The 25977-nt window shown below is 40.0% G+C and carries 14 protein-coding genes; 12 read left to right on the top strand and 2 right to left on the bottom strand.

The window, feature by feature from the left end; translation table 11 throughout:
* Positions 1 to 19 precede the first annotated feature (19 nt).
* A complete protein-coding gene (locus BMY50_RS16830) occupies positions 20 to 1564 on the top strand; it encodes a sulfatase (RefSeq protein ID WP_238383799.1) in 1545 nt (514 codons plus the stop codon).
* Positions 1565 to 1643: 79 nt separating this feature from the next.
* On the opposite strand, the gene BMY50_RS16825 is transcribed toward BMY50_RS16830, so the two are convergent.
* Positions 1644 to 2060 carry a response regulator gene (locus tag BMY50_RS16825; protein WP_093326577.1) on the bottom strand — a complete coding sequence of 139 codons (417 nt, stop codon included), beginning with the start codon at positions 2058 to 2060 and terminating at the stop codon, positions 1644 to 1646.
* Between the two features lie 309 nt (positions 2061 to 2369).
* On the opposite strand from BMY50_RS16825, the gene BMY50_RS16820 reads away from it, so the two are divergent.
* From BMY50_RS16820 to BMY50_RS16785, 8 genes are all read left to right on the top strand, one after another.
* A complete protein-coding gene (locus BMY50_RS16820) occupies positions 2370 to 4544 on the top strand; it encodes an alpha-galactosidase (protein ID WP_093326576.1) in 2175 nt (724 codons plus the stop codon).
* A 281-nt stretch (positions 4545 to 4825) separates the two neighbouring features.
* Positions 4826 to 5809: a Gfo/Idh/MocA family protein gene (locus tag BMY50_RS16815; RefSeq protein ID WP_093326575.1), complete on the top strand. Its 984-nt coding sequence runs from the start codon at positions 4826 to 4828 to the stop codon at positions 5807 to 5809.
* Positions 5810 to 5954: 145 nt separating this feature from the next.
* Positions 5955 to 8342, top strand: coding sequence for a glycoside hydrolase family 95 protein (locus tag BMY50_RS16810; RefSeq protein ID WP_093326574.1), 2388 nt, complete (start codon positions 5955 to 5957; stop codon positions 8340 to 8342).
* Positions 8343 to 8784: 442 nt separating this feature from the next.
* Complete coding sequence (locus BMY50_RS16805) at positions 8785 to 11763, top strand: SusC/RagA family TonB-linked outer membrane protein (RefSeq protein ID WP_093326573.1); 2979 nt, start codon at positions 8785 to 8787, stop codon at positions 11761 to 11763.
* 40 nt (positions 11764 to 11803) lie between these two features.
* On the top strand, positions 11804 to 13441 hold the full coding sequence (locus BMY50_RS16800) for a RagB/SusD family nutrient uptake outer membrane protein (protein ID WP_093327067.1): 1638 nt from the start codon (positions 11804 to 11806) through the stop codon (positions 13439 to 13441).
* 340 nt (positions 13442 to 13781) lie between these two features.
* The gene (locus tag BMY50_RS16795; RefSeq protein WP_093326572.1) at positions 13782 to 16919 is read left to right on the top strand and encodes a SusC/RagA family TonB-linked outer membrane protein; all 3138 of its coding nucleotides are present in this window, start codon (positions 13782 to 13784) and stop codon (positions 16917 to 16919) included.
* 32 nt (positions 16920 to 16951) lie between these two features.
* Positions 16952 to 18793, top strand: a complete 1842-nt coding sequence (locus BMY50_RS16790) for a RagB/SusD family nutrient uptake outer membrane protein (protein ID WP_093326571.1) — start codon at positions 16952 to 16954, stop codon at positions 18791 to 18793.
* A gap of 61 nt (positions 18794 to 18854) precedes the next feature.
* A complete protein-coding gene (locus BMY50_RS16785) occupies positions 18855 to 19811 on the top strand; it encodes a DUF6807 domain-containing protein (RefSeq protein ID WP_093326570.1) in 957 nt (318 codons plus the stop codon).
* Position 19812: 1 nt separating this feature from the next.
* Here the strand turns inward: BMY50_RS16785 and BMY50_RS16780 are convergent, their stop codons facing one another.
* A complete protein-coding gene (locus tag BMY50_RS16780) occupies positions 19813 to 20829 on the bottom strand; it encodes a LacI family DNA-binding transcriptional regulator (RefSeq protein ID WP_093326569.1) in 1017 nt (338 codons plus the stop codon).
* Positions 20830 to 21483: 654 nt separating this feature from the next.
* Between BMY50_RS16780 and BMY50_RS16775 the strand changes: the two genes are divergently transcribed.
* The 3 genes from BMY50_RS16775 (at position 21484) to BMY50_RS16765 (ending at position 25394) form a co-directional block, all read left to right on the top strand.
* Positions 21484 to 22293, top strand: coding sequence for a ThuA domain-containing protein (locus tag BMY50_RS16775; protein WP_093326568.1), 810 nt, complete (start codon positions 21484 to 21486; stop codon positions 22291 to 22293).
* Positions 22294 to 22334: 41 nt separating this feature from the next.
* The gene (locus BMY50_RS16770; RefSeq protein ID WP_093326567.1) at positions 22335 to 23756 is read left to right on the top strand and encodes a Gfo/Idh/MocA family protein; all 1422 of its coding nucleotides are present in this window, start codon (positions 22335 to 22337) and stop codon (positions 23754 to 23756) included.
* 168 nt (positions 23757 to 23924) lie between these two features.
* On the top strand, positions 23925 to 25394 hold the full coding sequence (locus BMY50_RS16765; protein ID WP_162276611.1) for a TlpA family protein disulfide reductase: 1470 nt from the start codon (positions 23925 to 23927) through the stop codon (positions 25392 to 25394).
* Positions 25395 to 25977 lie beyond the last annotated feature (583 nt).

Raw genomic sequence — 25977 nt, 5'->3', positions numbered from 1 at the left:
AACGGCTAATCACTAAGGCATGATGATAAACGCAAAACAACTAATATATGGCATTTTGTGTGTCCTTGGTCCTACTTTATCCTATGCACAGCAACACGAAGAAAAGCGCCCTAATATTATTGTCTTTTTGGTAGACGATATGGGTTGGCAAGATACCTCTGAACCTTTTTGGACAGAGAAAACCCCGTTGAATAAGAAGTATCATACCCCGAATATGGAACGTTTAGCAAGGGAGGGGATGAAATTCACCAATGCATATGCTACGCCTGTATGTACACCGTCAAGAGTGAGTATGCTAACGGGAATGAACGCTGCCCATCATGGTGTAACAAACTGGACATCTCCGAAAGCTAATAACAATACCGATAATCCCGATGATCAGTTTTTACCGGGTAATTGGAATTATAATGGACTGAGCCCTGTTGCCGGGGTTCCGCATACCGTTTATGCAACACCTTTTCCGCAACTGTTAAAAAATGCCGGTTATTTTACGGTACATGTGGGCAAAGCTCATTGGGGGTCGGCAGGCACACCAGGGGCAAATCCTTATAATTTAGGATTTATAGTAAATATTTCGGGTCATGCGGCAGGGCATCCGCAAAGCTATCTAGGTCAGGAAAATTACGGAAATATCCCAGGTAAATCAACCTGGCAAGCGGTACCTGATTTAGAAGAATATCATGGGCGAGACACTTTTCTTACGGAAGCCCTTACTTTGGAAGCTATCAAGGCCATCGAACAGCCCATTAAAGATAGGCAACCATTTTATCTAAATATAGCACATTATGCTGTACATGTACCTTTTAATAAAGATGAACGTTTCTACCGAAAATATGTAGACACCGGCCTAGACGAAACAGAAGCGCAGTATGCGGCCTTGTTGGAAGGAATGGATAAAAGTCTAGGAGATTTAATGGACTATTTAAAAGAAAAAAAAGTGGATGAAAATACCGTCATTATTTTCATGAGTGATAATGGTGGCCTGAGTTTGGCACCACCAAGGAGCGGCAAGGCACATACGCAGAATTTACCATTAAGGGCTGGAAAGGGCTCTTTATATGAAGGAGGTATTAGGGAGCCTATGATCGTGAAGTGGAAGGGAAAGGTAAAGGCTGGCACAGTTACGGAACAATATGTAATGATCGAAGACTATTTTCCGACGATTTTAGAAATAGCTGGGGTTCAACAGCAAAATGTAATGCAAAAAATCGACGGGATGAGCTTTGCCCCTCTTTTGAAGAATCCAGCATCGATAGACTCCTCACGGACGCTGATATGGCATTCACCCAATAAATGGACGAATCAGGATGGACCGGGAATAAATTACAAAAGTGCAATCAGGAAGGGGGACTGGAAACTGCTTTATAATATGCGAGATGGTAGCTACGAGCTATATAACTTAAAAAATGATATAGGAGAGCAGTATAACCTGGCAGAGCAGAAAACTGAAAAAGTTAAGGAGCTAGCTCGACAGTTGAGTAAGCAACTTCGAGATTGGAATGCACCCATGCCTATCTTGAAAAGTAGCGGACAAGCTGCTGCAATGCCTGATGTAACATTATAGACAACAACTCCTGTACAGTATAGCAATGCGCTTTTCGGCAGTTTTGTAGCCCTTACGTGGCTTGTTTACTTTCGTAGCGCTAAAGTAAATAACTTCTATCGTCAGATTCCTTCCAGTCTTCAATCAATCCTTCAATGGTTCTGATCATTTTTTTTGGATGCTCTCCTTTTAGCATTAGCAGATCTGCGCCCGCGTCAATCGCCTTCTCAAACGTAGTCGGTTCCACCAACCCCGTATAGGCAATTACTTTTACCGTTGGCCAACCATCCTTAACTTGCTTGATGGTCTCGAATCCATCCATTCCCGGTAGAAAAATATCCACAATACAAACGTGCGGTAAAGGAATGATACTTTTCATTCTTTCAAGAAAGTCCTCACCTGTTTTCTCTTCTATGGATATCGCATAGCCATCTGCTTCGAGTAATTTTCGAAGAAGTGTACGATGTAATGGGTCATCGTCCAGGATGGCGATATCTATACGATCATAAAGTACCATTTGAAATGTGATGCTGTTATTGGCAAATTATCATTTTTTTCCATAAATATACACATTATCACGATGCTATAACAATATTTCACATGATAATGTTTTTTATTTTCTCAACAGGTATTACACTGACAAGTTGTGAGGGATAGGTCTGATTTTAAATTGAATAGGGCAATCGGTTGCGTAAGTAAGCTAAAATAGTATACTTGTTGGCTTATAAATATTAATTTGATCTGGTTTTTTTATTGTAACTATGCTTAATTGATTATTTACCATTTACCTAATAGATTGAAACAAATTTGATAACAGCATTGATGTATGAGAAGAATAATTAACACGAAAATAATTTTTTGGTATACACTTTTATTTGTTCAAATCGCTTTTGGGCAAGGAAAAGATACAAGCAAAACGGATTGGCTATTGTCGTCTAAATATCAATCGAGCATTACTTCAAGTCCGGATCACAAAGAGTTGATAATACAAAATGGTTTGGTAAAGAGAATTTTTCGCTTGGATCCGAATGTGGTGTGCTATGACTATACAAACCTCGTTACGGGACAACAACTCATCAGAGCGGTAAAACCGGAAGCGCAAATTCAACTAAACGGAAAATGGTATAACATCGGAGGCTTATATGGCCAAGACGAGCGTGCTTATTTCTTACCGGCATGGCTGGATAATCTGAGAGAAGGTACGCAAGATTTTAAGTATAAGGGCCATAAAATTTCAAATCTTCAGCCTTTACTCCCTTGGGAAGCAGGCAAATGGTGGGCAACAAACAAACAGGCTGCAACAGGCAAGGAAATTGTTTTTGAATACGACTCATCCATACCGGCATTGAAAGGATTGATGATTGCTGTTCACTATGCCATATATGATAATTTGCCGCTTATCTCAAAATGGGTAACAATAGACAACCAAACAGCTGCACCTATAAAAATAAATCAGATAATCCATGAACAGCTGGCCGTAGTAGAAGAAGAGAGTGCCGTGGTGGGTAAGGTAGCAGAAATGCATAAGCAACATGGAATATATGTCGAAAGCAATTTTGCCTTTAATAACGCTATGCGTTATCATTTAAGTGATCAAACTACGCACTGGAAACGAGATACTACTTATACTTCTCAGGTAAACTATGATTTAAATACACCAGCGCTGCTAGAAATTTATCCGGAAAAAGGCGTTGGCGTTAATTTGGCAACAGCTGAGCAGTTAACCTCTATACGGACCTGGGAATTACTAATGGATAGTTATGACAGAGAAAGACGTGGTATGGCGATTCGCAAAATGTATCGTACTATTGCACCATGGGTAACAGCAAATCCTATCTTTATGCATCTAGTCAGCAAAGATGATGAACAGGTGAAGCATGCTATTGACCAATGTGTTGCTACGGGTTATGAAGCACTAATTTTAAGTTTTGGAAGTCATATTAATATGGAAGATACATCTGCCAATAACCTAGCAAAATGGAAGAAACTTGCCGACTATGCGCATCAAAATAATATAAAGATTGGCGGTTATTCGTTATTCAGCTCGAGAAAAATAAGTGAGAAAGATGATGTAATTAATCCTAAGACCGGTAAAACAGGAGGTGCTTTCTTTGGTAATGCGCCTTGTTTTGGGAGTGAGTGGGGAATAGCCTATAGTCAGAAAATTAAGGTGTTTTTTTCCAAAACAGGCTTTGATATCTGGGAAAATGATGGCCCTTATCCGGGCGATCAATGTGCTTCAACTTCGCACCCAGGGCATAAAGGCTTAGACGATAGCCAATGGAAACAGTTTGCCATGCAAAAGGAATTATATCACTGGCTAAACAAAAGAGGTGTTTATATTAATGCACCCGATTGGTATTTTTTGGACGGTACTCATAAAATTGGATTAGGCTATAGGGAGGTGAATTTTTCACTTCCCAGGGAAAATCAAAAGATATTAAACCGGCAAAATATATATGATGGCACTTGGGAACAAACACCTTCCATGAGCTGGGGTTTTGTTCCTTTAACGGCTTATCAAGGTGGGGGAGCAGCCGCTGTGCTGGAGCCGCTACATGATCATTTAAAGGATTATAAACAGCTAATGATGCAGTATTATGGGGCAGGTGTTCAGGCTTGTTATCGTGGGCCAAGGTTATATGATACGGAAGAGACAAAAGAAACCGTTAAAGAGGTAATAAATTGGTATAAGAAATATCGAGACATTTTAAATGCAGATATTGTACATCTCCGACGGGCCGACGGAAGAGATTGGGATGGAATTTTACACATTAGCCTTGAAGGAGAAATAAAGGGGCTTGCGATGTTATACAATCCGTTGAAAGAAAACATAAGAAGAAAAATTGAACTGCCTCTTTATTATACAGGTAAAGATGAAAAGGTTTCGGTTAGTGTTGAAGAGGGAACTCCAACGAGCTACAAATTGAATAGAAACTACAAAGTTGAATTGGAAGTGGAAATTCCCGCAGAAGGATACACTTGGTTAGTGGTGAAATAATAAGGAAAATGTCGACGTTTGTAAAAGCAATTTATAGGAACCGTGCATATTTTTTATTTTAATCGCTCTGAACAAGGTAGGACCCCGATAGGTTAAACCATCAATGGCGCATACGTGTAATAACGAATTAACTATTTAAAGAAGGAACCGAGATGTAAATAATATTGACACACAGAGCAATTATTATTGACAAATATTTAAATTTTCAGGTGTCAATGAGCTTCGCTGTCGCTTCGGTTATTTACTCGAGCGCTCATCAGTAATTAAAGCAAAATAATAGGATGAAAACAAAAACAATAAACTGGGGAATGATAGGGGCCGGTGATGTGACGGAAGTGAAAAGTGGCCCTGCTTTCCAAAAGGTAAAAGATTCGCGTCTAGTAGCGGTAATGCGTAGGGATGAAGAGAAAGTGAGGGATTATGCCTTACGGCATGGTATACAAAAATGGTTTACGGATGCTCAAAAACTTATTGAAGATCCTGAAATTAACGCTATTTATATTGCTACTCCGCCAGATACGCATGATACCTACGCAATCGCTGCATTAGAAGCAGGAAAAGATGTATATGTGGAGAAACCAATGGTATTGAGTGTTGAACGGGCAAAAAAACTGGTAGCAGCTGTGCATAACAACAAGAACAAACTTAGTGTCGCACATTATCGAAGAGAACAGCCCTATTTTAAAAAAATTAAGACGCTTCTAGAAGAAAACACTATTGGTAAGCCACAAATGGTTTTACTGCAATTGGCGAACAAGCCCTTAACCGGAACGGCGTTACAGGATCCAAAAATTAAATGGCGTTTAGATCCAGGTCAATCGGGCGGCGGACTTTTTCATGATCTTGCACCGCACCAAGTTGATTTAATGTATTATTTTTTTGGTGCCATAAAAGAAGTATGTGGAATATCTCATAATCAAACAGGCTTATACCAAGCAGATGATGTCGTTGCCGGTCAAATTTTATTTCAAAACGACCTCCTTTTTAATGGTACATGGAATTTTAATGCTTTTGAAGAGATAGACAATTGTCAGATTTTAGGATCTGAAGGTAAACTGAGCTTTTCCATTTTTAATAAACAGCCCATCGAGCTTATTAATCAAGATGGTACCGCGTCCTTTTCTTTTGAGCCATTAACGCACGTGCAGCAGCCAATGATTGAGGCAGTGGTGGCATATTTCAAGGGGGAAGGAAGTAATCCCTGTAGTGTAGAGGAAGGACTGGAAGTAATGAAAGTGCTGGACACACTAACTGGAAAGCAATAAAGTCAGAACAAGCATGTGTTTTGAAAGCCGTGACAAAACAATTTTGTAATGCTTCGTTTAACATGCTAAAATAGCTGAATACTTCGCTCACATTATTGTTTGAAATAAAAACATAATGCATTATCTATGCAATTAAACTTAATTAATGATGCCAGTAAAACTTAGAATACCTCTCTTTATCATCCTATATGTATGCTTTTTTTTAAAAAACACCAGCGCTCAAGAGGAAGATCTTACACTATGGTATAATGAACCAGCGAAGGATTGGATGCGTGAGGCTTTACCTATAGGGAATGGGTATATAGGAGTGATGTTTTTTGGCGGCATAGACGAAGAGCAAATCCAATTTTCGGAAGGCTCGCTTTGGTCGGGTGGGCCGGGAGCTAATCCCGCTTATAATTATGGGAATAAACCCGATGCATGGAAATACCTTAATCAGGTACGGGAGCTAATCAAAAAGGGAAACTTAAAGGAGGCAAATGAGTTGGTAGCTCAACGGATGACAGGTCTTCCTCCTAAGAAGCAGGCAGGCGATCATACAGACTGGGGTGATTTTGGCTCGCAACAAACAATGGGTGATTTATTTGTGCGTGTTGGTCATGGAGCGGCAAAGGTGGAGAACTATCGGCGAGCGTTAGATATCACAAAGGCCATTGGAACAGTAAGTTACACTATTGGGAAAAACCAATATAGACGTACCTTTTTTGGTAACTACCCAAAAGGGGTGATGGTTTACAAATTTGAGTCGACCACTCCCGAAAGCTATGAAATAAACTATTCGACGCCGCAACAAAAAAATAAAGAGACTTTTCAAGACGATGTGTATTCCTTCTTTGGACAAGTACCTAATAATAAACAAGCATTTGAAACAGCCTACAGTATTGTAAGTGATGGAAAAGTAAGTTATAAAGAGGGGAAAGTCAAGGTAGAACAGGCAAAAAGCCTCGTTATTTTGCACACTGCTGCTACGGAATATACTATGCAATACCCAACATATAAAGGTAATGATTATGAAAAAACCGTGCGTACACGATTAAATGCAGTAAAAGGAGAGACTTATGATAAGTTATTGAAAGAACATGTGGCAGACTATTCCCAATTATTTAATCGGGTAGCATTTAAGCTTGAAGGACCTTCAAATGCATCAATCCCTACCAATGAACGGCAGAAGGATTTCTTTGAAGGAAAAGAAGATGTGGGATTGGAGGAGCTGTATTTTCAGTATGGACGCTACTTAATGATTGCCGCTTCGCGTCCTGGAGCTATGCCTATGCATTTACAGGGAAAATGGAATAATAGCGTCAATCCACCTTGGGCCGCAGATTACCATACTAACATCAATGAGCAAATGTTATATTGGCCAGCAGAAGTAACGAATCTTGCTGAATGCCATGAACCGCTGATTAACTATATCGAAAGCTTGGTTGAACCGGGTAAAAAAAGTGCATATGATTTTTTTCATACACGCGGTTGGATGGTGAATACGATGAATAATGCTTTTGGGTATACCGCCATCAATAGTGGATTGCCCTGGGGTTTCTTTCCGGGAGGCGCTGCTTGGTTAACGCAGCACGTATGGGAGCATTATGCCTATAATCAAAACATCGATTACCTCCGTAATAAAGCCTATCCGATTATGAAGGAAGCAGCCTTATTTTGGATGGATTACCTAACACCCGATGAAAAGGGGTACTTAGTTTCTTCTCCATCTTATTCGCCTGAGCATGGGGGGATTTCTGGGGGCGCATCTATGGATCATCAAATAGCCTGGGATATATTAAATAACTGCGTGGAAGCGAGTAATATTTTAGGAGATCAGGCTTTCGCTGATAGTGCGAGAAATATAAGAGATAAAATATTACCCCCAATGATTGGTAAGTGGGGTCAATTGCAGGAGTGGAAAGAAGATGTTGATGATCCAAATAATAAACATCGGCACGTTTCTCATCTTTTTGCACTGCATCCTGGCAGGCAGATTTCGCCGCTCAAAACGCCGGCTTTAGCGAAAGCAGCGCAAATAAGTTTAGAAGCGCGGGGAGACGAGGCAACAGGATGGTCGCTTGGATGGAAAGTGAATTTTTGGTCGCGTTTAAAAGATGGTAATAGAGCGCTGAAGTTATATAAGATGGTGATAAAGCCAGCGGGCGCCAATAAGAAATCTTCGGGTGAAATGAGCTATGATGGTGATGGAGCAGGTTCTTATGCTAATTTATTGGATGCGCATCCTCCTTTTCAGCTAGACGGAAATATGGGGGCTACAGCAGGTGTAGCAGAAATGTTGATGCAGTCGCAGACAGGAGAAATTGCATTGCTTCCTGCATTGCCTAAAGCTTGGGAAAGTGGTGAGATAAATGGATTGCGCGCACGTGGCGGTTTTACTGTGAGTCTCATCTGGAAAAAAGGCGAACTAACAAAAGCAGCTATAGTTGCGGATCAAGCAGGGCTGAAAACGATTGTATATAAGGGCAAGGCCAAAACGATACCCTTTGTAAAGGGGAAATTATATACACTGGATATAAAAGATTTCGGTTAAATCAGAAATGCGAAAAAGAAAGTTGTAATTATTTAAACTTAAAGATGCCCGGAGATTTATCTTCGGGCATCTTATATTTAGCAAGGTCAATAGCTAAGATTTCAGCGCTTATTTTTTTATCTAAATAAATACAAAATAGTCCAATATGAAAGGCCGGAACTGCAAAGACAAAAAACAGTACCGTTACTGATTTTTAATTTCTAAGCAATCGATTGCGTGCTGCAACCGTAAAATTACGCAATCGATTTCGTTGTGTTTGAATTTGTATAACCGTTGTAGGAACAATATAATTGTTCTATCTAAATGGCGGATAAGGGTTAGAGATACTGCTGATAGGCGTTAGATCACCTCTTATTATGTAAAAAAATGGTATTTCTTCGTGCGAAATATCCATAACATATACAAACTTAATAAATACACATAAACAAAACGTAAACAACGTATGAACAAACTATTATTATTGTTGTGGATATGCTTTTTTGGCTTCACGCAGGCAATGGCACAACAAGAAAAAATTACAGGGAAGGTGGTAGATAGCCAAGGATCTCCGCTGCCCGGTGTGTCGGTCATTGAAAAAGGAACACCGGCCAATGGCACACAAACCAATGCGGAAGGAGCATTTTCGATTGCTTTATCAGGAAGTAGTAAAACATTGATTGTGACCTATATTGGCTTTATAAAGCAAGAAGTTGCGGTGAATGGAGATGCTGCCATAACGGTGACATTAAAAGAGGACGTCTCGGCGCTAGAGGAGGTAATAGTAACCGGCTACGGTACGCAAAAAAGACAAAACCTTACCGGTTCGATTGCAACAGTTAGCAGTGAAAAATTAAAAGATGTGACCTCTCCTAATATTGCAAATATGATGCAAGGAAAGGTGGCAGGGGTAGATGTTTCTGCCAATACTGGCAGACCCGGTGCGCAACCTACGTTGCGAATCAGAGGAAAAAGCTCTATCCGCTCGTCGGTCGACCCGCTTTGGGTAGTGGATGGTGTGATCTGGCAAGGAGTACCGAACTTAAACCCACAAGATGTGGAAAGCATGACCGTGTTGAAAGATGCTGCGGCTGCAGCTTTGTACGGTTCGAGGGGTGCAAACGGCGTAATGGTAGTAACAACCAAATCTGCTAAAGGGGAGGGGACAAGTACCATTAGTGCCAGTGCTAAAGGGGGCGTCTCTGTATTGAATACGGGTAATTTTAAGCTGATGAATTCCCAGCAATTGTATGACTATTATGGCCAATTTGCTAACCCCGGATCTATCCCTGATTATTACACGCCGGATTTATTAAATACCAATACAGACTGGCTTGATTTAAGTTCACAAAACGGCGTCACACAAGATTATAGTGTGTCATATATGGGCGCTACTGAAAAAGCTAAGATTTATGCCGGAGGAAATTATTTTAAAGAAGAGGGCTCTGTTAAAGGATATGGCTATGAAAGATTCTCCGGACGGATGAATGTGGACTACAAGATAAGTAAACGCTTAACGTTTAAACCGAAAATTTCAGCTACTTATACGGCTACAGATGATAGACAGCATTCATTATACGATATGTTCCGTTATCTACCTTGGGATAAACCTTACAATGCCGATGGAACGGTGGTAAACCCCCAAGTTAGCGGTGTTAATTGGTATGGGCGAGATGCGCAAAATTATTTGTACGATCTTCAGTGGAACTATACGAAGGGTTCTAATGTTAATACTATAGCAAATGCTGATTTTCAATATGATATCAGCGATCATTTCTCCTTTGTGTCAACCAACAATATTACCTATACCAACGCCGAATCCTTAGGTTATACAGATCCACGTTCAAATGCAGGGCTCGGAACGAAGGGACAAATAAATAATATCATCTCAAAACGGACTACGCGTTTTACAAATCAGATGCTGAATTACCAGAATTCTTTTGGTAAGCATACCATCAATGCGTTAGCCGCCTATGAATACAGTGATTATCAATATAACGACGTAGATGCTACCGGTATAGGGATTGTTGCCGGTGCTTCCACGATTAATGCTGCCTCAGAACCATTAAAAATGGAAGGAACAAAGTTTGATTATGCCTTCCAGTCTGTATTGTTTAATGCAAACTATGGTTATGATAATCGTTATAATTTGCAGGTGTCTTTCAGAAGAGATGGGGCTTCTCGTTTTGGTGAGAAGCATAAATATGGAAATTTTTATGCTATTAGTGGTTCGTGGAACATCCACAATGAAAGCTTCTTTGACATAGAAAAAATTGATTATTTACGATTAAAAGTAGCACATGGAAGTGTAGGAAACACACCGCTTTCCTTTTATCCACAGTATGAATTGTATTCACTAGCTGCACAATATAATGGTTTGCCAGCTGCATTTCCAAACCAGATAGGTAATGAAGACTTAACTTGGGAACGTACGTATGATACCAACGTAGGGCTTGAATTTGGTTTATTTGAAAGGTTAGAGGGAACACTTGAGGTGTATAATAAAAGTACCAGTGGCTTATTACACTTTGTACCACTGCCGGCAGTTTCAGGCTTTAGTGGTTATTGGGACAATATAGGTGCTGTACGTAACCGCGGTATTGAATTTACGTTAGGCGCCGACATCTTTAAAGGGAAAGATTTCAATTGGCATGTGGATATGAACATCGGTCGAAACGTGAATAGAATTACGGAACTGTATGGAGGTCGACAAATTTCTGGTATGCGTATTATAGAAGTAGGACAGGACGTGGATACTTGGTATATGCGTAAATGGGCTGGGGTGAATACAGAGAACGGCGCTCCACAATGGGAACAGGTAAACCCAGAGACCGGTGAAACAACGATGACCAGCAATTATAACGATGCCACCTTACAAAAAGTGGGTAATTCTACCCCTGATTTTTACGGAGGTTTTGGTACAGCGCTTACCTACAAAAATATATTTTTAAATGCTAATTTTTCTTTCTCTAAAGGAGCAATGGCTTACAATGGGGGGCGCGAACTCTTTGACGCCGACGGCGCATATCCTACCTATAATCAAATGATTTTGAAGGATGGGTGGTCTAGATGGACTCCCGAGAACACGAATGCCACACATCCACAGCTCATTTACGGTGGAAATTTGAATGCTAACAAAGTGTCTTCAAGATATGTAGAAGAAGCTAGTTATTTACGCTTGCGGAATATTACGGCTGGCTATCGCTTCTCCGAAAAACTTACAAAACGTTTAGGTCTAAAAGGTCTAAGCGCTTTTGCATCCGTGGATAATCTTTTCACAATAACGAATTATTCTGGAATTGATCCGGAAGCTGCTATCAATGGCTCCATGTTGTTCCCACCAGATAATCCGGAAAATACAACAGATTTTAGTGGCGAAAGTGATAATATGTCGCCCTATCCATTACCACGGAGGTTTACTTTTGGTATCAATGTTTCCTTGTAAGCAAGGCAGTGAATTTCGAAAAAAATTGAAGATAAATAATATGAATATACATATAAAAAATATAGCGGTTGCCTTTACAGGTTTACTAATTGCTACCGCATGTAGCGTAGATAAATCTCCTTATGATTCTGTTAAAGGAGAAGACCTTAGTGGTTCTGAAACAGGTTTGGAAGCAGCTACCTTAGGAAATTATCATCGGATGAAACTTTGGGCAACGGAATGGCATATTCTACATGAATTTCCGGGAGACAATATGTCGGTAAGTGGTACCACTACTGATCCCTTGTTTTTTTCTTACAATTACCAGCGTGTTGCAAATAGTTCGAGAACAGCAACTTATTGGACAAAATCGTATGAGGTAATTGTAGGCGCTAATAAAGTGATTGAAGCAATAACGGAAGGAGAATCGACCACAAATGATCAATTTCTGGCCGAAAATTACTATTTGAGAGCATTGATGCATTTTCAATTGTTGGATATCTTTGGAAGACCTTATAACCAAGGTGCCGCCAACTTGGGGATTCCTTTAAAGCTGGATGCCAACCCGCTTAACCACCCCAATAGAGCTAGCGTTGGAGAAGTGTATGATCAAGTAGAGGCAGATTTACAAAAATCGGCTGCTCTTTTTACGGCTGATAAGGATAATACGTTTGCTTCTAAAGAAGCTTGCTGGGCACTATTATCGCGCTTGTACCTTTACAAAGAAGATTATGCCAAAACTATCGAGTACGCGGATAAAGTGATCAATGCGGGTAAGTTTAGTTTACTCCCTACGGATAAACTAGCTACGTATCCAACGATAAAACCAGAGGATAACAGTGAGACTATTTTTGCCGTAAAATTGAAGCCAAATATTGACTACCCTGATAATGGTTGGTACACAGTGGGTTCTTTTTATGCGAGTATTTTAGGCTCTGGCTGGGGAGAAATGTATGCTTCTAGAAGCTATTTGGAGTTGGTACGGGAGTTTCCTGAGGATGTACGCAACAATTTCATAGAGCCTGTTGTCCTCGATGAAAATGTTTTATGGGCTACTTATGCAGATAATTCATCGACCTATAAATGGAAAGAGGTCACTAAGAGTGGTGATGACTATACCTACACTGAAAATGGCGCTGCAACGAAATTGGAAAAAGAAGCAGATGGCCACGGCGGATACCACTATTTTATACAAACTGCCGAAGGTAAGAAGCGTGCGCTAATTGATAAAAAGTTAGCGGTACGGAATGGCTTCCCTAAATATTATGTATTAAAGTGTTCGGGACAGGAAGGGCAAGCACAATTATGGTCGCCCGTGGTATCGCGTCTTGCTGAGATGTACTTAAATAGAGCAGAAGCTTATGCTAAAACAGGTAATGAAGCAAAGGCATTGGAGGATGTCAACCTCATCCGAACAAGGGCTGGCATTCCAACCGCCGGACTGTATACATCTAGTAATCTTAATGGAAAATCGGTTATCGACGTTGTGTTAGAAGAACGCCGATTGGAATTGGCCTATGAAGGACACCGTAAATTAGATGTATTTAGAAATAAGCAAAATATGGATCGGCATTTTCCAGGTGCACATCTTTTAGGTAGCAATCCGATTAAAGAAGTAAGCTATGAAGATAAGGCAGTTGTAGAATACATCCCTGAAGCACAAATATTATTGCAGGATGGATTAAAACAGAATCCGTAAAATCCTTCTGCTGAGAACAAAAGGGCATTCTATTTAGATTGCCCTTTTTTATTGTCATTTATTCTCCTGTCAACTACCAGCTGAATTATAAACCTGAATTCGCTTATTAGCTTCTTTTTATGTTTTTGAATGTGATAGTGACAGCTTTGTTAAAATAAGTACAACGTTTGAACAAGCCCGTAAAGCACTATTTTCAGGTATTCTGTCTCAGAGGAAGCTTGTAAAATATTCAAAACGATATACGCCTTCCTAATTTTATACCTGCTGATTAACCAGTAAATCTAAATTTTAATAACCGATTAGAGCGTTTTGCGCTCATAAAAACCAAGGAGGCTAAATTATGATGAAAACTTTTCTACGAAACGTTTTATGCACCTTTTATTTTTTTCAATGGCAGATAGTTGCAATGCTCCTGTTTTTCCCTATGGCAATGTTTGCACAACAAACGATTACTGTGAGCGGAACAGTTGTGTCTCAAGGAGATAATACTCCTTTATCTGGTGTTGCAGTAAAAGAGAAGGGCACAACAAATGGTGTTAGTACAAACGACAAAGGACATTTTGTGTTACGGAATGTGAAACCCAATGCGACATTGACTTTTTCTTTTATAGGATTTAGCACACAGGAGAAAGCGGCGCAGGCACAAAGCCCCTTAAACATCGTCTTGATAGCAGACATTGCTAACCTGGATGAAGTTGTAGTAGTAGGTTATGGAACTACGCGCAAACGAGACCTTACTGGGGCGGTTTCTCAGGTAAATGCTGAGAAAATTCAAAATGAAGCACCCGGGCAACTTTCGGACGTATTAAGAGGAAATGTGGCAGGAGTGAACGTTGGCTACAATCGAAGTGCTAAAGGAGGAGGAAGTCTCCAAGTGAGAGGGAGAACCTCATTTAATGCCAGCACAAGCCCACTCATCGTTTTAGATGGTGCCATTTATTATGGCGCCTGGGAAGATATTAATCCCAACGATATAGAAACAGTAGATGTGTTAAAAGACGCCAGTTCTGCCGCCGTTTTTGGTGCGAAATCGGCTACCGGAGTCGTTATCGTTACGACGAAAAAGGGGAAGGATGGCAAGCCTGTTATAAACTATAATGCGAATATTGGTTTGGCAACCATGGCTGTTAATGAGAGGGTGCATGATGCAAACACCTTTACTTCTTGGCGGACAGACGTTTTTAAAAGCATAAACCCAAATGCACAAGCCTATCGTTTTGACGATCCTAGAACATTACCGTCGGATATCAGTGTGGATACTTGGATGGGATATGATGGATCAACAGGTGATCCTGTGCGAACATGGTTACGTAGACTGAATATGCAACCTGTTGAGATAGATAATTATATTGCTGGAAAATCGGTCGACTGGTATGATGAAGTATTTCAAAAAGGACTGCGACAGGATCATAATATCAGTGTCTCGGGTAGAAACAAGGATGTGGGATACTATCTGGGTGCTGGTTATTTAAATAATGAAGGTATCATTAAAGATGACCAGTTTAAAACCCTACGAACAAGGGCAAATATTGAGGCGAATATTACCAGCTTTTTGTCTGTAGGTATGAATACACAATTTACCTCAAGGAATGAAAGTGCCATCGCCTATAGCTGGGGAGAAATTACGAGTTTATCACCTTGGGGAAGTCAATATGATGAAAATGGAAACTTAATATGGCGGCCCAATACTGAAAATTCAGGTGGAGTAAATCCTGGCTATGACGCCTCTCACACAGATCGTCTGCAACGTATTACCACGCTTAATAGCACCGTTTTTGCGAAAGTTAATTTACCTTTTGGCATCACCTTTCAGACCAACTTTACTCCTCAACTGGAACTGTATGAAAGATATAACCATGAGCGTTCCAGTCATGAATCATGGGCTGCTTTTGGCGGAAGAGCCTCTAGGCAACAACGCGAAACCTATTATTGGCAATTGGATAATATCCTTAAATGGAATAAAACGTTCGACGAGGTACATCGATTCGATGTAACATTATTAGCGAATGCAGAGAAGTATCAACGATGGAACAATACGATGACCAATGATAATTTTGCCCCTAATGATGACCTCGGTTACCATGGTATAGGATCTGGTATTAACCCAATTGTCTCCAGTAACGATCAATATAGTACAGGGGATGCGTTGATGGCACGTCTGTTCTATTCTTATAAAGATCGTTATATGTTTACGGGAACTTATCGGAGAGATGGTTACTCTGCTTTCGGACAAAGTAATCCGCGGGCCAATTTCAGCTCCGCTGCCCTTGGATGGGTATTCAGCGAAGAACCATTCTTTAAGAGTAAATGGTTCAACTACGGTAAATTACGTGCTTCCTGGGGCACCAATGGAAATAGAGATATGGGAGGCGATGAGCCCATGTATGTAGCGTTAGCTGATTTAACCACAGGGAAATATTTATACGTTCAGCCCGATGGTACGGTTATCCAGGTCAACCAATTGTGGGTTAATAGATTGGGAAATCCAAACTTGCGGTGGGAACGCAACCGGTCGGTCAATCTTGGTTTGGACTTCGCTTTGTTTAATAACAAGTTAGATGGCAGTCTGGAGGTTTACCAGATGAATTCGAGCGATCTTTTAGTACAGCGGAGTTTGCCAACCGTAACGGGTTTTGACTGGGTAATGGATAATCTGGGAGAAGTAAGAAATAGAGGTCTAGAGATTACACTGAACTCGAACAATATGCAAAGAGAAAACTTCTCTTGGAGAACCAGTGCAACGTTTCAGCTCAATAGAAATAGTATCCAACATGTATACCGCAATTTAGATGCAAACGGGCGTGAGTTGGATGATGTGCAGAACAAATGGTTTATCGGTCATGCGATCGATGCTATCTGGGATTGGAAAGCTTTAGGTGTTTACCAGTTAGGGGAAGAAGAAACAGCGGCAAAGTATGGGTTACGCCCAGGGGACTATAAGTTGGAAGATGTGAACAACGATGGCCGGTTCACAAATGCCGACAAGCAGTTTCTGGGGTATACCGAACCTCGTTTTCGGTGGTCGCTGCGAAATGACTTCCAGCTATATAAGAATTTCAGCTTTTCCTTCATGATGTATTCTTTATGGGGGCATCAGGAACCCTTTAATTGGTTAAAAAGTAGAAATGGTTTTCCCGACCGACAAAACTCTTATCAATTTCCTTATTGGACACCTGAAAATCAATCAACAGAATGGGCTAGAATCAATTCAAATGAGGGTAGTGCTACCGGTTTTAATGTATATCGTAAACGCTCCTTCATACGCTTAGATAATGTTTCCTTAGCTTATAGTCTGCCGAGAGATGTGATTAGCAAGTATAAAATTCAAAACCTTCGTTTATATGTGAATGTCAGAAATGCCGCTATGTACGCGCCCGATTGGGAGATCTGGGATCCTGAATGGAATGATTCAAACACGGATGAAGGCCCTGGACCGACACCTAGGTATTTTACATTCGGTATTGACTTAACTATTTAATCAAGCAGAGAATCCATTAAACTAGTAACATCATGAAATTAATTAAAAATAAGAAAATATTTTCCATACTATTCTTTCTCTGCATGGCCATCAGCTGTAAAAAGGAATACTTGGATCCGAATAATCTGTCGTTTTATACGCCTGAGGCATTCAAATCGGCTGACGCTTTATGGGCCACTTTGGTAGCCTGCGAACGGAATATGCGCATCGAGTATTATGGAGATGCTGCCCCTATCGTAACAGAAACGATCTATTCTGATATTGCGGTGGAAGGGACAACAGACAAACCGGGTCCTGCGCAAGATCTGAATCAAGCCATCACACCGGATGCACAACTTAACCATACCGATTATAATAAGATAGGCTGGTATTGGAATGAGGGATATCGCGGCATACGTTATGCAAATACAGCAATCAAATATATTGATGCACCAGAGGATTATTCCTCTGAAGCCGAAAGAAATCAGTTGTTGGGGTCTGCGTATTTTCATAGAGCACTGAGGTATTATCGATTAACCCAACAATTTGGTGATGTGCCCCTAACGCTGGAAGAAATTAGTGAGCCTAAGTTGGATTATTATACCACAAAACGAGAAGTGATTTTGCGTCGTATGAAAGAGGATCTTGAATTTGCGCAAGAATGGGTGCCCGACAATGTAAATAAGGGGCAGGTTACGAAAGGGGCAGTGAGTCATTTACTGACGAAGATAAATTTAGCGTTGGGCTTATTTGATGAGGCTATTCAATCGGCTTCCAATGTCATTGACGGTGGGGTGTATAAATTGATGACCAATCGCTTTGGCGTGGATGCCAACGATGCGACAAGAAATGTAGTTTGGGATTTACATCGGCCGGAAAATAAATCACTTGCTTCGAATACAGAAGGCCTTTTGTTGGTAATTGATAGATTAAATATTGATGGGAATACCGATAATGGTACTACCATAGGTGGAACGCAATCCATGCGAAACGCGGTTCCTTATTGGGGAAATACGGGATTGTTAACTCCTGCAGGCAATGGAGGCATGTCCGATCAGCCTAATATTGAGATTGATCAGGTGAATACCTATGGTCGTGGTATTGGACGTGTGAGACCCACTTGGTATACGCAGAAAGGGATGTGGAAAGACACCACCGATTTACGTCATGCTCCGGGTAATTGGATGGATATGGAGGATCTGGTATATAATCGGCCTTCGCTGAAAGGATCTGATCCCTATTATGGTAAGCATTTACAGTTGCGCAATGCACAGGGAACGATCTTATCGAATGACACGATCCGACAGTGGTTTGGGTGGCCGCATTATAAATTGTTTGTAGAAGATCCACAACGTGTGCAGCCTGCTGGTGGAAAATCTGACTGGTATATTTTCCGTTTGGCAGAAACTTATTTATTGAGAGCAGAAGCCTATTTCTGGAAAGGCGATATTGCCATGGCAGCAGCAGATATCAATAAGGTCAGGGAAAGAGCGCTGGCTGCTCCTATTACAGCTGCGGATGTTAACATAGGAACTATTCTAGATGAAAGGGCGCGCGAACTATACTATGAAGAGCCACGAAAGACAGAGCTTACCCGCATTGCGTATATTTTTGCTATGACAGGAAAAACGGCCGAAAACGGTAAGTCTTATACGCTTGAGGCCTTCTCTGAGAACAATTACTTTTATGATCGCGTGATGGCTAAAAGTGATTTCTATAATAAAGGGGTAAAAACAAATTTCGGCGTTACCTATACGATGAGCCCTTACCATGTACTGTGGCCTGTCCCAATTAGCGCTATTAATGGAAATTCACTAGGACATATCAATCAAAATAAAGGATATGCCGGATCAGAAACGAATTTGCCGCCTCTGGAAGAAATTCCAGCGGGATAAGTTGATGAACGATTACATGTTAATAAGGAATAACTATATTTAACGCTTAAAAAACTATATTATGATTACGAAAAACTCGATATTATTATTTCTTATGTTGACTTATATAGGTTCACTTGCACAAGAGAACGTAAAGAAAGAAGAAGGTGTACTCAAGTTGTATGAGAAAGGGCATTACGTTTTGGGCTATCAGTATACTGTAAAATACCCACCCGCGGGCATAGATAGCGTATTTGGTCGAGCAGGTTTCATACATCCTTTGAATACATTGTCAGGTAAGACATTAACGCGTATTCAACCACCAGATCATTATCATCACTATGGCGTTTGGAATCCTTGGACACGAGTGGAATATAAAAACAACGTCTATGATTTATGGAATCTAAAGGATAAACAGGGAGCCGTTAAACATGTTAAATTCAACAAAGTTTATGATAAAAAGGGCGTGGTAGGTTTTAATGCTCAACATGCACATATCATATATCCTACGCCGACGGAGGAAGTCACGATATTAAATGAAAACTGGGAAGTAAAAGTACTGCCCATAGATGATAAAAAATACAGTTGCGATATTAACTCAACCCTAGAGGTGGTTGGAAAAGATAGTGTGACCTTAAAAGAATATAGGTATGGTGGACTGGGTTTTAGGGCAACGGAGCAGTGGACAAACAAAAATAGTAGGGTTATAACAGCAAGTGGTAAAGACAGAAGTAATGCAGACGGATCTCTTGAACGATGGATATTGGTTGAGGGAACGGTTGATGGGGCAAAGGCGGGGATTCTTTTTTTATCGTATCCGGATAATTTCAATCATCCCGAGCCTGTTAGGGTGTGGCCCACATTGGAGAACAAAGGCCGAGGAGATGTGTTTGTGAATTTTGCACCAACCAAGAATAAAGATTGGGCATTAGCACCTGGCAAAGAGTACCAATTAAAATATCGATTAATAATTTTTGATGATACGCTTACCGTAGACGAAGCGGAAAAATTTTGGCAGGCATACGCTGCTAGTAAATAGTCTATAGTTCTTTAAAATAATGTAACGTGCACGGCAATGAAATCAGTTGCGGCTTATGATCTCTTTCCGGATGTTGAATCATATTCAGCAGTAATGTACCTGCCTGCTCACCAATTTCATAAGGTTGTTCTTTAAGCGATGCTAAGGGAGGCCTTTCAAAGTGGCTGAAGAGGGGTAAGGCGCCGTAACCTATCAGTTCAATGGCAGGATATTCCGTTGGGAACTCTTTGCGAAGGCATGACATAACATCGAGCATGAGGTAGTCTTTAAAAAGAAGCATGGCTGTTGGTGCGGGAGAAAGATGCATAAGTCTTCGGACGACTTGGTAATTGCTAGAAGTATCCAAATCACTTTCTTCGATTAATTGTTTGTCTAAAGCGATGTTGTGTTTCAGTAATCCATCCCGATAACCAAGAAACCGATCTCGACTTGTCGCCCAGTGCGAAGGGCCATTGATAAAGGCTATTTTTTTATGGCCCCTGGATACAAAGAGATCGACTGCATTTGCTGCGGCATGATAAACATCGCTGCTGACACAGCTAAATGTTTCATTGATGGGTTTACGCGCAAAAAAGACAACAGGGATTCCTGCCATTTCTAATTTTCGGAGATGCTCCATGTTGTTGGTTTCTTTTGAGATAGCGATGAGTAAACCATCAATACGATTGCTTTGCATAATGCTGACCAGTTCTTTCTCGCGTTGTAAGCTTTCTTGATTCTGGCCTATTAAGACATTGTATTTCGCCGCAGTAGCTACTTTTTCAAATCCATTCACCGCGATGGTATAGAAATGATCAAGCAGTGTGGGAATGATAATACCTAAAGTGAATGTTTTTTGCTGTTTAAACTGTATCGCTGTTATGTTGGGGCTATAGTTAAGTTTCTCTGCTACCGCCTTGACGCGTTCTTTGGTAATGGCGCCAATATTAGGGTGATCGTGCAGTGCCTTTGATACGGTTGACACCGAAATATTAAGTGCTTTAGCAATGTCTTTAATAGTAGCAGGTTTGTTAGTCATAGGAGCCAACAAATATAAATTGAACGCAAATTTTTATAGATATAGCAAACACCTTATTAGTTTTTTGTAGCCTCTTGTTTACTACAACGTTATCGTTAATTTTTAAGGTTAAGCATTGTGTCAATCTTCTTCGCATTGAGTATTATTGCATGAAGACAATGATTATTTCAAGGTTTGCAAAGTTATAATTACTTGTCATATTATTTATTGATATCAAATAATAGACCATTAAATAAATTGTGAATATTCAAATCACTGTTTTGTGTTAATATCCTAGTCATCGACAAGTGCGGTTAATGATTGAAATTATTATTAAATCGTGTTCTTCGAATGGAAGATTGATCGCAATAAAAAAACGTAAAATATAATAAATGCTGATGAGTTCATATATAGGTGAAATGGCAGTACAACTATAGCGAACGAAACAGTAATGCATATTTGTAATCATGAACAATGAGAAAAGAATCTTCGTCACGTGATCATTTTATTACCAATTAAAAACAAATTATATACTGATGAAACCATCATGAGCATACCTCATAAACAGCAATTAATATTGCTCATGGTAGCTTCATCACCATTAAAAAACCAAACTTAGCGAAGCGATCTCATTGATACCGCTATAAATAAACAATATATCAATAATTATAACTGATGAAAAAACAAATCTTCTTTTTGAGCGCCCTTTTCTTTATCGCAATGGGAAATATTTCGAGCGCGCAAACGATTCGATGGAATAAGGTAAAGGTGCTTGTTTATACAAAAAATGGAAAAGGTTTTGTGCATGATAATATTGCAAACTCCGTAAAAGCTATACAGGAAATAGGAAAGTCAACCGGTTTTTCTGTTGACACAAGTAGTAATCCACATGATTTCTCAGACGAAAATTTAAAACAATATGATGTGCTAATTTTTTCGAATACAAATAATGATGTTTTTGATACAGATGAGCAGCGTTTAGCCTTTATGAAATATATACAAGCAGGCGGAGGCTTTGTTGGGATTCATTCCGCTTCGGGTACGGAGAGACAATGGAAATGGTTTAAACAATTATTAGGTGGGACTTTTGACTGGCATGAACCCGGCCAGTCTTTTTCGGTAAACATGATAGATAAAAGCCATCCGTCAGTTGCACATTTACCGCAAATTTGGAAGCGTGTAAAGGATGAATGTTATTACTTGAAAGAAATGGAGGTTAACTTACAGGTCATTGCAGTAAACGATTTAACAACAATTGATAAAGTAAGAGAAAGGAGACCTATTACATTTGGCGACAAATTTCCATCGGTGTGGTGCCATGAATTTGATGGAGGCCGAGCGTGGTATACATCACTTGGTCATCAGAAAGAGGATTATAACGATCCTGCTTTTCGAAAGCATATTTTAGGGGGTATTCAGTGGGCCATCGGGGAACAGAATGGTCGAGATTATAGTAAATCCCATGCAACGTCAGTGGATAAATAACGGATGCAGAATTGCACGCTAACTATTAAATACTTATAATTATGAACAAAAAAATAAATCAATTAGATCGTAGAACCTTTCTCAAGAAATCTGCAAAAGGTTCGGCATTACTGCTTGCTACTGCGGCGTTTCCAACTATCGTGCCTTCTTCTGTTTTTGGCAAAAATGCACCAAGTAATCGCATTCATGTGGGACAAATAGGGTTTGGTAGAATAGGTATGACACATGATCTACCCGAGGTGATGAAACATGATTACGTAACGATGGTGGGTGTTGCAGATTTAGACAGCAATCGCTTGAAACAAGGTAAAGCCTGGATCGAAAAAACGCATATGGACAATTTCGGTAAGTCTATCCAAGTAAAAATGTACGATGATTATCACGATCTAATTGCTAATAAAGATATTGATGCAGTAGTAATAAGTACGCCCGATCATTGGCATGCGCAACCTGCCATGGAAGCGGCATTAGCAGGAAAGCATATCTATCTGCAAAAACCTACGGCATTGACGATACAGGAGGGACGAACAATGGCTGATGCGGTTAAGAAATCTGGCGTTGTTTTTCAACTGGGAACACAGCAGCGATCAATGCATCCTTGGCCACAGTTTAAAAGGACCTGTGAATTAGTTAGAAATGGAAGAATCGGACAGCTTAAAAGTATAAAAATTGGCCTCCCAATTGACCCAGCAGGGGGGATCACAACTGAAATGCCTGTTCCTCCTAACTTGAACTATGATATGTGGCTGGGATCGACTCCAAAAGTTTATTATACCAAAGATAGAGTGCACTCGCAAACGGAAATAGATGGAGAAAGGCCAGGCTGGTTACGCTGCGAACAGTTTTGTGCAGGTATGATAACAGGATGGGGTGTCCATCATTTCGATATTGCGCATTGGGGAATGGGTGTAGAGTTAAGCGGGCCATTAGAGGTTGAGGGGAAAGCAGAATATCCTACTTCAGGGCTATGGGACGTACATGGCAAATATGAAATCCATGCGCTGTATCCCAATAATGTGACGATGGAAGTCCGCGATACTTTTCCGAATGGTGTGCGTTTTGAAGGTACCGAAGGATGGATTTTTGTATCCAGAGGTAATGTAGGTGTTACGGCTTCAGATCCTACCGCGGGAGCAGACGGAAAGGAAAATAAAGCTTTTTATGCGAGCGACAAAAAAATCTTAACTTCAGAAATTAAACCGAATGAAATTCAACTTTATGCAAGTCCAGAACAGCATACCAATTGGTTAGAATGTATCAAAAATGGTAAAGAAACGATTAGCCCTGCTGAGGTGGCGCAGCGAGTGGGATCGGCCTGTATTATAGGTTACACGGCAATGAAATTAGGGAAAAAGTTAAAATGGGATATAGAGAAAGAGCAGTTTATTGGCGATGATGAAGCCAACGCAACGCTCTCCAGACCACAGCGTTTTCCTTATGGTACAGAACATGTGGGAAAGTAAGTTGGTATGATCATTCTTAAAAATGAAAGATTTTTATCGTTTAAAATGAATAGCGGTTCTATATCACTACCACAAAATATCTTGTAATAAGGGTTTTGTGGCAGTGATTTTTCACGATTATTTCATGTTATGAGAATTTACATGTTGTGTATACTTTATCTAAGTTGTTTGTCGAGTTGTCATTACTCAAAACAATCGGCTAAGGAGAAAAATGAGTCTCGAAAAACTGTTATTACAGGAAAACTGATTAATTATCATCCAAAAGGTATTGCCGTTCAACAAATCGATCCTTACGACTTGAATCTGATAACCCTGAAACCTACGGAATACCAATATATACAGGAGGCAGATAGTTTTTATATGACTTTTGAACTGGATCGACCCACAGAGATGATGATGTGGTTTAAGAACATATATGTTAGTTCGGGGGATTCTGTCCACCTTGTTTACGATGTCAAAGAAAACACCAAATACAAACGTATCGATACCTTGTATGCTAGCGGAAAGAACAGTGCTAATTATGACTTTTTTTGGAACAGTATTAAAAGGGCTCGAATGGAATTCCCTTCTATTTTCGGAAAGAAAAAAAACGCTTATTCAAACGATATCGACCACTGGAAAAAGGACTGTGAAAAGGCGTATCTTGAAATAATACAGTCACTGGACCAGCAATACAAACATGTAAATATTACTACAGAGGCATTAAATTATCTGAAAAAGAAAATATTTGGAATGTATTTAGCGAATCTGGTAACGCCCATTGAGCTTGGTAAGATCGCCCCAGGCGGTATACCTGACGATTATTTTGATGGTATAGACCCCCAGGTTTTGTCAGACAGCCTCCTATTGGTCGCTGGTGGCTTGGGTGTGGAGCAATTTTTATTTGGGCTTTCGCAAATAAAGCCAGCTATCCCTCCTTATTCACCGACACATTTTAAGCATACTCTTGAACTGATCAAAGAACATTCAAAAGGGTTCAATCGCGATTTTTTGTTCTATACTACTGTACGCCGGTTTACCAAAAATAGGAACTGGCAGTTCGCTGGTGAAATGGAGGCTGCCTATAATCAAATGCTTTCTACTGTTGTTGATAGCGTGAGCAAACAACATATCATCCAGTTGGGATTCAACCCCAACGAAGCGATCTTCAGGGCAAGTAAAACGTTAAAAGCGATACAACTCCGAGATAAACAGGGAAAGCAGACAACCCTTGGGGATATGATCGATAAGAATCTGCACCATGTTATTTATATCGATATCTGGGCCAGTTGGTGCAAACCTTGCAGAGCTGAAATGCCCTACGCCAGAAATATCCGAAAAACTTACCAAGACAAGCCAGTAAGCTTTGTTTACCTTTCGATTGATCAAGATAAAGAAAGCTGGAAAAAAGCTTCTAATGAGGAACAGTTGCAGGATATGGAGACAAATTATGTGCTGGAAAATCCGGGTGATTTCGAAATACTACGAAAAGAATTCAAATTTACAGGAATACCTCATTATGTACTAATCGGGCCTAAGGGAAATGTGGCTTTTGTAAATGCACCAAGACCGTCTTCCGATCAATTACAAATAGCACTCGATAACCTTTTAAAATCTACAGGTCATGCACCGCCCCCACCTCCCCACAAGGCTCTGTAAATAAAGCAAGTACAAATGACAGGGTTTATTTAAAAGCTTCAGATGTGTTTATAGCGGCAAAAAAATGACAGAATAAAAGAAGTTAACTGCACTAAAAATAGGATGAGTGATGCTTTATAAGCAGAAATATTTAGTCACTGCTTTTTTACGATATCGTTATCGTTAATTTTTAGTCCTAAATGTAAGGTAAAATTTATGGCTATCCTTAATATTGTAAGTAGACTTATAAAGGTAAGAAAGAACTAATCAATACTTGACTAATTAAAAACAAAGATAGCAGCAATATTAATAATGTAAATATGCTCTTACCGTCATATTTTTGAAATATTGTACTAAATAAATGTTAAGGGATTTCATCAGGTTTTATGTACGTTTCAAGTGAAGATTTGTATCAAGATTTTAGTATGCCCAATGACAGGCGGATCAAAAAATGAAGACAACAAAGCTTTCACGCAAGTGATAAAAAAGTCTTAACTTCGGAAGTGGGACCAATGAAATCCATCTTTATCGAAAGCCTAAGAAGCATGCCAATTGGTTAGAATATATTGAAAAAAGCAATGGGAAAACAAAAATGTGATCGTGA

This window comes from Olivibacter domesticus, from assembly GCF_900109575.1.
GTDB lineage: Bacteria > Bacteroidota > Bacteroidia > Sphingobacteriales > Sphingobacteriaceae > Olivibacter > Olivibacter domesticus.
Note: the sequence above shows the minus strand (reverse complement) of the source record. Positions and strands in the feature narration are given on the sequence as shown.